This window comes from Hydrogenophaga sp. (genome assembly GCF_048549895.1).
Taxonomy (GTDB): Bacteria; Pseudomonadota; Gammaproteobacteria; order Burkholderiales; family Burkholderiaceae_C; genus Hydrogenophaga.
In genome coordinates this window covers 1-8,508 of record NZ_JBLYYB010000108.1, presented here as the reverse complement: position 1 = coordinate 8,508, position 8,508 = coordinate 1, and the positions used below count along the sequence as shown (strand labels likewise).

Sequence of the window (8,508 nt, the reverse complement as noted above, 5' to 3'; positions counted from 1 at the left end):
TACTACCCCGATGGTGCATTCCCCATCGTGCGCGGCGAGGCTGTCAACACGGCCACCACCTACGGCTACGACATCGTCACGATGATGCAGGAAACCAAAACGACGATCTGTAACGTCGAAAAAGCCTAAGAGCAGGAGCACACCATGGCAAGAATGAAATTCATCTGTGATGCAGAGCGCTGCATCGAATGCAACGGTTGCGTGACCGCCTGCAAGAACGAACACGAGGTGCCGTGGGGCGTGAACCGCCGCCGCGTGGTCACCCTCAACGACGGCGTGCCCGGTGAAAAATCCATCTCGGTGGCCTGCATGCACTGCAGCGACGCGCCTTGCATGGCCGTGTGCCCGGTGAACTGCTTCTACCGCACCGACGAAGGTGTGGTGCTGCACGACAAGGATGTGTGCATCGGCTGCGGCTACTGCTCCTACGCCTGCCCGTTCGGCGCACCGCAGTTCCCCTCGCAAGGCACCTTCGGTGTGCGCGGCAAGATGGACAAGTGCACCTTCTGCGCCGGTGGCCCCGAAGCACACGGCAGCCAGGACGAGTTCGAGAAGTACGGTCGCAACCGCCTGGCCGAAGGCAAGCTGCCGGCCTGCGCCGAGATGTGCTCGACCAAAGCCCTGCTCGCCGGTGACGGCGACGTGGTGGCCGACATCTTCCGCAACCGCGTGTTGCAGCGTGGCAAAGGCGCCGAGGTCTGGGGCTGGGGCACCGCCTACGGCACCGCAGCAGGGACCAAATCATGAGCCAGCGTTTCACACTCTCCATCGCAGCAGCGGCTCTCACCTTGGGCCTGGCGGCCTGCGGCGACCAGCCGCAGGAAATGAACGGCGCAGGTGTCAAGCAGGACGCCGTGCCTTACTCCGGCGTGGGCAAGAGCCAGTACGTGCAGAGCGGCTGGAGCACGGGCGACAAGGCCAGCTGGGAACAGCAGCTCAAGGCCCGCGCGCAGTACGGCCAGAACGACTACACCCGCATGTCCAAGTGACGAGGAACGCTGTATGCAACGGTTTTTGACCGCTGGCCTGCGCCAGCTCGCATCGCCTTTCCTGGCTGCCGCACTGCTGGCGCTGAGCGCCGGCATGGCTCAGGCCCAAGCCCCTGCAAAGCCGGTGGCGCAGGACGATCCGGCCCCACCGGCCGTGACCGCGCCCGCCACCACCCAGCAGGGCGGCATCAAGAGCGCCAACATCTTCGAGATCGCGCCCGACGCCTCCACCGACCCCAAGTACGGCGAGCAGACCAACGCCGAGCGCGGCAAGGTCCAGCCCGGCAACAACGCGCCCATGTGGCGCGATGTGGGCAAGGGTGTCACGGGCTACACCAGCCTGCCGTACCCCGAAGCCGGCAACATGATCCAGGGCTTTGTGCAGTACCCCGGCTCCAGCCTCACCAACGCCGGTGAAGCCTGGCGCCAGGTGCGCAACAACTGGATCATCCCGTACGGCGGCTCACTGCTGCTGATCGCGGCGGTGGCGCTGGCGCTGTTCTACTTTGGCAAGGGCACGATCAAGCTGCACGGCAGCGAGACCGGCCGCGTCATCGAGCGGTTCACGTATGTGGAGCGCGCTGCGCACTGGGTCAACGCCATCACGTTCGTGGTGCTGGCCGTGTCGGGCATCGTCATGGCGTTCGGCAAGTTCTTCTTGTTGCCCGTCATTGGCAGCACGCTGTTTGGCTGGCTGACGTATGCGCTGAAAAACATGCACAACTTCGCGGGTCCGCTGTTTGCGGTGTCGCTGGTGGTGGTGTTCTTCACCTTCCTCAAGGACAACTGGCCCAGCAAGGAAGACTTCACCTGGATCATGAAGGCCGGCGGCCTGTTTGGTGGTGCCGAGGTGCCTTCGCACCGCTTCAACGCGGGCGAGAAGGTCGTGTTCTGGGGCGGCGTGTTCTTCCTGGGCCTGATCGTCGTGGGCTCCGGTGTGTTCCTCGACAAGATCGTGCCTGCGGTGGACTACACCCGCGCCAACATGCAGGTGGCTCACATGATCCACGGCGTGGCCACCGTCTTGATGATGGCCATGTTCCTGGGCCACATCTACATGGGCACCATCGGCATGCAGGGCGCCTACAAAGCCATGAAGACCGGCTATGTGGACGAAACCTGGGCCAAGGAACACCACGAACTCTGGTACGACGACATCAAGGCCGGCAAGATCCCCGCGCACCGCACGGCAGCCGCCGCAGCGACCAGCGACGCGCCCCGCGCAGCCTGAGCGCCCCACTTTTTTCTGAAACAAGGAAACCCCATGAAACGCAGCCTTCTGTGCCTCTCGATGCTGCTGGCCACGTCCGTGTTTGCCAAGCTGCCCGCGCCGGTGTTGACCGACGAAGCCAAAGCCAAGGCCGAAGAAGCCAAGGCCAAAACCGCCTGGGCCGCCAAGGTTGATGGCTACAAGCTGTGCCTGTCCATGGACCGCGCCGCCGGCAACTACTTCAAGACCGCAGCCTCCACCGGCAAGTCGGTGAAGCCCGCCGCAGCGTTGCCCGCTTGCGCCGACCCCGGCCCGTTCACCTACGTGGCTGTCGCTGCCGCGGCGGTGGCCAAGCCGGTTGAAGCAGCCGGTGCACACTCGCCCTCGACCCCGGCCGCGAGCCCGCCGAGCGGCAAGGCGCCCGCTGCAGCCCCCACCGGCAAGTGATCTTCCACAACACCGCCCCGCCACCCGGGGCCGTGTTTGAAAGGGCCGCACCTTCGGGTGCCGGCCCTTTGCCTTTGTTGCCACCGAACACGTTGTAGCCTTCCGCCATGCCTCTGCCCCAACTCACCCAGGCCCGTGCACCGCTGACCCGCGAAGTCGAGGTCATGAACCAGTTTGGTGAGCGCGAGTCGATCTTCATCCCGGCCGAGCGCGACCTCACGGTGTATGTGGACAAGCGCGAGCTGGTCACGCTCATGACGCTGGGCGCGCACCCCGAGTGGCTGGTGCTGGGGTATCTGCTCAACCAGCGCCTGATCGCATCCGCTGACGAGATCGAGTCCATCACCGTGGACTGGGACGTGGGCGCGGCCTCGGTGAAGACCCGCCACGGCATCGACCACATTGAAGAGCGCACCTCCAAACGGGTGGTCACCACCGGTTGCGGCCAGGGCAGCGTGTTCGGCAACCTCATGGACGAGATCGACAGCATCCAGCTGCCGGCCAACATGGTGCTGCGCCAGTCGCAGCTGTATGCCATCGTCAACGCGATCCGGCTCAAGGAGAGCACCTACAAGTCGGCCGGGTCGGTGCACGCGTGTGCACTGTTCCTGGGTGAAGAGTTGCAGTTGTTTGTGGAAGACGTCGGCCGCCACAACGCGGTGGACACCATCGCCGGCTGGATTCCGCTTCAAACCAGCTTGCCTGCAGGCGACAAGATTTTCTACACCACCGGCCGCTTGACGAGCGAGATGGTCATCAAGTCCGCGCAGATGGGTGTGGCGGTGGTGGTCTCGCGCAGCGGCATCACGCAGATGGGCCTGGACGTGGCGCAACGCGTGGGCCTGTGCGCCATTGGCCGGGCGACCAACAAACACTTTCTTTGCTACACGCACCCCGAGCGTCTGGTGCTCGATGCCGTGCCGCCCCCGGCACCGGTGGTGCGGGAGCGCACCGCCAACGCTTCCTGACCGTCCTCACGCGGCGTGTGCCCGGGGTTCGGGCCTAAACTCGGTCCACCATTTTGCCGAGAGATCCCCCATGAGCCGAGACGTCCACGTCATTGACCACCCCCTGGTGCAGCACAAGCTCACGCTGATGCGCCGCAAAGACACCAGCACCAAGAGCTTCCGCGAACTCGTGCACGAGCTCAGCGCCCTGCTGGCTTACGAAATCACGCGCGACATGCCGATGCAGGACATCGAGATCGAAACCCCGCTGGAGAAGATGACCTCGCGCGTGATCGATGGCAAAAAAGTGGTGCTCGCCTCCATCCTGCGGGCCGGCAACGGCTTTCTGGACGGCATGCTGCAGGTGATTCCCGGCGCGCGCGTGGGCCACATCGGCCTCTACCGCGATCCGGCCACGCTCAAGGCAGTGGAGTACTACTTCAAGATGCCGCAGGACATGCAGGAGCGCGACGTGATCGTGCTCGACCCCATGCTCGCCACCGGCAACTCGGCCGTGGCTGCGGTGGACCGCTTGAAGAAGACCGGTCCGCGCTCGATCCGTTTTGTGTGTCTGGTCACCTGCCCCGAAGGCATCAAGACCTTTCACGACGCCCACCCCGACGTGCCGATCTACACCCCGGCGGTGGACCGTGGCCTGAACGAACACGGCTACATCGTCCCGGGTCTGGGCGACGCAGGCGACCGAATTTTTGGAACGAAATGAACCCGCAGGGCCACGGGCTCTCCAACCGCACACCATGACCCAGCCCATCACCTCGTTGCCCATCCGTTTCTGGACCTTGGGCTGGTCTTCCCTGGTCCGCGACTGGCGTGCCGGTGAGCTGCGGCTGCTGATGTTGGCGGTCACACTCGCGGTGGCGGCCTTGTCGGCGGTGGGGTTCTTTGCCGATCGATTGCAGGGCGGCCTGTCGCGCGACGCGCGTGCGCTCATTGGCGGCGACGTGGTGATCAGCAGCGACAACACGCCGCCGCCGGCCTTTGAGCAGCAGGCCCGCGAACTGGGCCTCACCGTGGCGCAGACGCTGAACTTTCCCACCATGGGTCGCGCGCGCGAAGAAGAGGGCGGCGGTGCCCGGCTGGTGGCGTTGAAGTCTGTGGGCGAGGGTTACCCGCTGCGCGGTAGCCTGCGCGTGGCCGAGACACCCACCACCCCCGATGCGCCCACGCGCGAGATCCCCGCGCCCGGCACCGCGTGGGTCGATGCGGCGCTGCTCGTCTCGTTGAACCTGCAGATGGGCCAGCCGCTGTTGCTGGGCGACTCGTCCCTCACCATCGCGCGCGTGATCGTGGTCGAGCCCGACCGGGGCGCCGGCTTCATGAGCTTTGCGCCGCGCGTGATGATCAACAACGCGGACCTGCCCGCCACCGGCCTGGTGCAGCCCGCCAGCCGCCTCAACTACCGCCTGGCCGTGGTGGGCGACGAAGCCCGCGTGGCGCGTTTCAACCAGTGGGCGCAGGCCGAGGTGGCCAAGCCCGGCGTGCGCGGCATCCGGCTGGAGTCGCTCGAAGGTGGGCGGCCCGAGATGCAGCAGACGCTGGAGCGCGCTGAAAAATTCCTCAATTTGGTGGCACTGTTGGCCGCGTTGCTGTGCGCCGTGGCCGTGGCCATTGCCGCGCGCGGCTTCGCCCAGCGCCACCTGGACGACTGCGCCATGCTGCGCGTGCTCGGCCTCTCGCAGGGCACCATGGCGCGCGCCTACACGCTCGAATTTGCGCTGGTGGGCCTGTTCGCCAGCGCGCTGGGTGTGGCCATCGGCTACGCGGTGCACCACGTGTTTGTGGTGCTGCTCGCGGGGTTGGTTGAAGCCAGCCTGCCGCCGCCCGGCATTGCGCCCGTGTTGCTCGGCCTGGGCATGGGGCTCACGCTGATGATGGCCTTTGGTTTGCCGCCCGTGTTGCAGCTGGCCAAGGTGCCGCCGCTGCGCGTGATCCGCCGCGACGTGGGCCAGCTCAAGCCGGCCACGCTGGCCGTGCTCGCGCTGGGCATGGCCGGCTTTGCCGCACTGCTGCTGGCGGCCAGCCGCGACCTGCTGCTGGGTGGCATTGCGGTGGGCGGTTTTGCCGCCGCCGTGCTGCTGTTCGCCGCCGCGAGTTATGCCGCCGTGCGCCTGCTGCGCGCCAGCGTGAACGAGGCCACCGCGCCGCGCGCACTCGTCATGGCCACGCGCCAGCTCTCTGCGCGCCCGGCCTACGCGGTGGTGCAGATCAGCGCGCTCTCGGTCGGCCTGCTCGCGCTGGTGCTGCTGGTGCTGCTGCGCACCGACCTCATTGCCAGCTGGCGCAACGCCACCCCGCCCGACGCGCCCAACCGTTTTGTGATCAACGTGCAGCCCGAGCAAGGCACCGAATTTCAACAAGCGCTGCGCACCGCGGGTGTTGAGCGTTTCGACTGGTACCCCATGATCCGGGGCCGCCTGGTCAGCGTCAACGGCGCGGCCGTGAAACCCGAGGACTACACCGACGACCGAGCTTCGCGCCTGGTGGACCGCGAGTTCAACCTCTCCAACACCGCCACGCGGCCCGACAACAACCCGGTGGTGCAAGGCGCCTGGACCAACAACGAAGCCGACGCCCTGAGCGTGGAAGAAGGCCTGGCCGAGACCCTGGGCTTGAAGCTGGGCGACCGCCTGGGCTTCGACATCGGCGGGCAGCTCACCGAAGGCCGCATCACCAGCCTGCGCAAGGTGGACTGGGGCTCCATGCGGGTCAACTTCTTCGTGGTGTTCCCGGTGGCCGATGTGCCCAACGTGCCGGTGAGCTTCATCAGCGCCTTCCGCGCGCCCGATGGCGCGAGCGCCGCCGGCGCCAGCTTCGACAACACGCTGGTGCGCCAGTTTCCCAACATCACCAACGTCGACATGAGCCAGACCATCGCGCAGGTGCAGCGTGTGTTGGGCCAGGTCATCAGCGCGGTGGAGTTTTTGTTCGCCTTCACGCTGGCCGCCGGCCTGGTGGTGCTGTTGGCTGCCATCACCGCCACGCGCGGTGAGCGCGAACGCGAATTCGCCATCCTGCGTGCGGTGGGTGCGGGCTCCAAGCTGCTGCGCCAGGTGCAGCGCATCGAGCTGCTGGGCGTGGGGCTGTTGGCTGGCTTCCTCGCGTCCAGCGTGGCCGTGGCCGTGGGCTGGGCGCTCGCGCGCTACGTGTTCCAGTTCTCCTGGACCGCATCACCCTGGGTGCCGCTGGGCGGCGCCTTGGCTGGCGCCGTGCTCGCGCTGCTGGCTGGCTGGTGGGGGCTGCGCAGCGTGTTGCGCACGCCGGTGGTGGAAACCTTGCGCAAGGCCGCAGCATGACGACAGACATTCAAGAACCCGCGCCGTTTGCCACGCCATTCGAATGGATCGGCGGCGAAGAAAAAGTGCGTGCCCTGGTCGACCGCTTCTACGACCTCATGGACATCGAACCCGGCTACACCGAGCTGCGCGCCGCCCACGGCAACACGCTGCAAGACGCACGGCAAAAACTGTTCTGGTTCCTCTGCGGCTGGCTCGGCGGCCCCCAGCACTACACCGAACAATTCGGCCACCCCCGCCTGCGCATGCGCCACATGCCGTTTGCCATCGGCGTGCAGGAACGCGACCAATGGCTGGCCTGCATGGACCAGGCGATGGGCGAGACGGGCGTGGACGCGGTGCTGCGCGAGCGGCTGAAGACGAGCTTTTTTCAGACGGCGGACTGGATGCGCAACCAACCCGGGTCGCATGGATGAGCGACCCAACCCCCAGCGTGGCGCAGACCACGCGCCGCGGTGCTCTGGGCATCGTGGTGTTCTGGTTGGCGCTCATGGGGGTGCTCTACTTCGCGTTTGATCATTTCGAGCAACGGCGTGAAGCCAGCAACCAGTCCTTTGCGAATGCACAAGGCGAGTTGGTGATTCCACGCGGCCGCGACGGCCACTTTCGTGTGCAAGGTCAGGTCAACGGCGAAGCTGTCACCTTTTTGGTGGACACAGGCGCCAGCACCGTGACCGTGAGCGAAGACTTCGCGCGTCGCGCCCGCCTGGAAGGCGGCCAGAGCGTGACCTTTCAAACCGCCAACGGATCGTTGCAAGGCCGGGTGTTGCGCCAGGTGCCGGTGCAGGCCGGACACCTTGGCCTGAACGGCACCACGGTGGCGGTCGGCTTGGTCGGGCTGGATGCCGACAAGGCCCTGCTGGGCCAGAGCTTCCTCTCGCGCTTCGACATTCAGATATTGAAGGGCGAGATGCGGTTGACGCCGCGGTGAGCTGTCAGGCGCCGCCCGACCTGAGCAGCACCACCAACGCCCCAGCCCCATCCTCTGCCGGCCGCGCCTGTACAAACGCCATCACCTCGCTCTTCTGCACCAGCCAGCGCAGCACGCGGTTTTTGAGCGCTGACATGCGGCCGGGTGAGCCCAGGCCTTTGCCGTGCACCACGCGCACGCAGCGCAGGCCTTGCTGGTGGATTTCGGCGATGCCGCAGGCCGTGCAGGTCGAAGGTCGATCTGCCGCTGGATGCCTAGCTGCAATTCACTACGGCTCGGATGCATCCTCAACTTGTTTGGCATAGGAGATGTGCCCTTCGATCTTCGCTAGATCGCCTGGGGAAACCTTCCCAGAAGAGAGCAAGTGTCTGTATGCCCGTATTCGATTGCGATAGCCCTTTGTCAGTCGGGGCGCACTTCCGTGTACCAGTAGACCATGTACCTTCAAACGGCGGGGCAACTCTGCAATTGCTTCTTTCTCTGATGCGATCTCCCAGCCATGGCTACCCAAACAGGCGCGCACTCGCTCCTGCAGTGCGGATGGGAAAGCTTGAGTGCTAGAGAAGACGAGATCATCTGCGTATCGCGTATATCTAATCTCAAGGTCTGTTGCGATCACGCAAAGTGCCGCGTCGGTGCTCGCAAAAACGATATTTGATAAAACGGGACT

Annotated in this window: 9 protein-coding genes and 2 pseudogenes; 9 read left to right on the top strand and 2 right to left on the bottom strand. The window is 65.6% G+C overall.

From position 1 onward, the window contains the following. Nucleotides 1-144 precede the first annotated feature (144 nt). From fdh3B to ACN4F8_RS11740, 9 genes are all read left to right on the top strand, one after another. Nucleotides 145-747 carry a formate dehydrogenase FDH3 subunit beta gene (gene fdh3B, locus ACN4F8_RS11780; RefSeq protein ID WP_291214204.1) on the top strand — a complete coding sequence of 201 codons (603 nt, stop codon included), beginning with the start codon at nt 145-147 and terminating at the stop codon, nt 745-747. Beyond that, the gene (locus tag ACN4F8_RS11775) at nt 744-989 is read left to right on the top strand and encodes a hypothetical protein (protein ID WP_419473775.1); all 246 of its coding nucleotides are present in this window, start codon (nt 744-746) and stop codon (nt 987-989) included. The genes fdh3B and ACN4F8_RS11775 overlap by 4 nt, the downstream gene beginning before the upstream one ends. Before the next feature lie 13 nt (nt 990-1,002). Then, nucleotides 1,003-2,220: a formate dehydrogenase subunit gamma gene (locus ACN4F8_RS11770; protein WP_419473774.1), complete on the top strand. Its 1,218-nt coding sequence runs from the start codon at nt 1,003-1,005 to the stop codon at nt 2,218-2,220. A gap of 33 nt (nt 2,221-2,253) precedes the next feature. Continuing rightward, complete coding sequence (locus ACN4F8_RS11765; RefSeq protein ID WP_419473773.1) at nt 2,254-2,646, top strand: hypothetical protein; 393 nt, start codon at nt 2,254-2,256, stop codon at nt 2,644-2,646. A gap of 107 nt (nt 2,647-2,753) precedes the next feature. After that, nucleotides 2,754-3,614, top strand: a complete 861-nt coding sequence (locus ACN4F8_RS11760; protein ID WP_419473772.1) for a formate dehydrogenase accessory sulfurtransferase FdhD — start codon at nt 2,754-2,756, stop codon at nt 3,612-3,614. A 70-nt stretch (nt 3,615-3,684) separates the two neighbouring features. Beyond that, nucleotides 3,685-4,317 carry a uracil phosphoribosyltransferase gene (gene upp, locus ACN4F8_RS11755; protein WP_419473771.1) on the top strand — a complete coding sequence of 211 codons (633 nt, stop codon included), beginning with the start codon at nt 3,685-3,687 and terminating at the stop codon, nt 4,315-4,317. Nucleotides 4,318-4,351: 34 nt separating this feature from the next. Then, nucleotides 4,352-6,907 carry an ABC transporter permease gene (locus ACN4F8_RS11750; RefSeq protein ID WP_419473770.1) on the top strand — a complete coding sequence of 852 codons (2,556 nt, stop codon included), beginning with the start codon at nt 4,352-4,354 and terminating at the stop codon, nt 6,905-6,907. Further along, nucleotides 6,904-7,323 carry a group II truncated hemoglobin gene (locus ACN4F8_RS11745; RefSeq protein ID WP_419473769.1) on the top strand — a complete coding sequence of 140 codons (420 nt, stop codon included), beginning with the start codon at nt 6,904-6,906 and terminating at the stop codon, nt 7,321-7,323. The genes ACN4F8_RS11750 and ACN4F8_RS11745 overlap by 4 nt, the downstream gene beginning before the upstream one ends. Further along, nucleotides 7,320-7,838 (top strand): retropepsin-like aspartic protease family protein, encoded by a 519-nt coding sequence (locus tag ACN4F8_RS11740; protein WP_419473768.1) that lies wholly within the window; start codon nt 7,320-7,322, stop codon nt 7,836-7,838. The genes ACN4F8_RS11745 and ACN4F8_RS11740 overlap by 4 nt, the downstream gene beginning before the upstream one ends. Before the next feature lie 4 nt (nt 7,839-7,842). Here the strand turns inward: ACN4F8_RS11740 and ACN4F8_RS11735 are convergent. Together ACN4F8_RS11735 and ACN4F8_RS11730 are read right to left on the bottom strand one after the other, a co-directional pair. Then, nucleotides 7,843-8,037, bottom strand: a pseudogene (locus ACN4F8_RS11735) (Smr/MutS family protein); the annotation flags it as partial. 69 nt (nt 8,038-8,106) lie between these two features. Beyond that, nucleotides 8,107-8,508 (bottom strand): annotated as a pseudogene (locus ACN4F8_RS11730) (hypothetical protein); the annotation flags it as partial.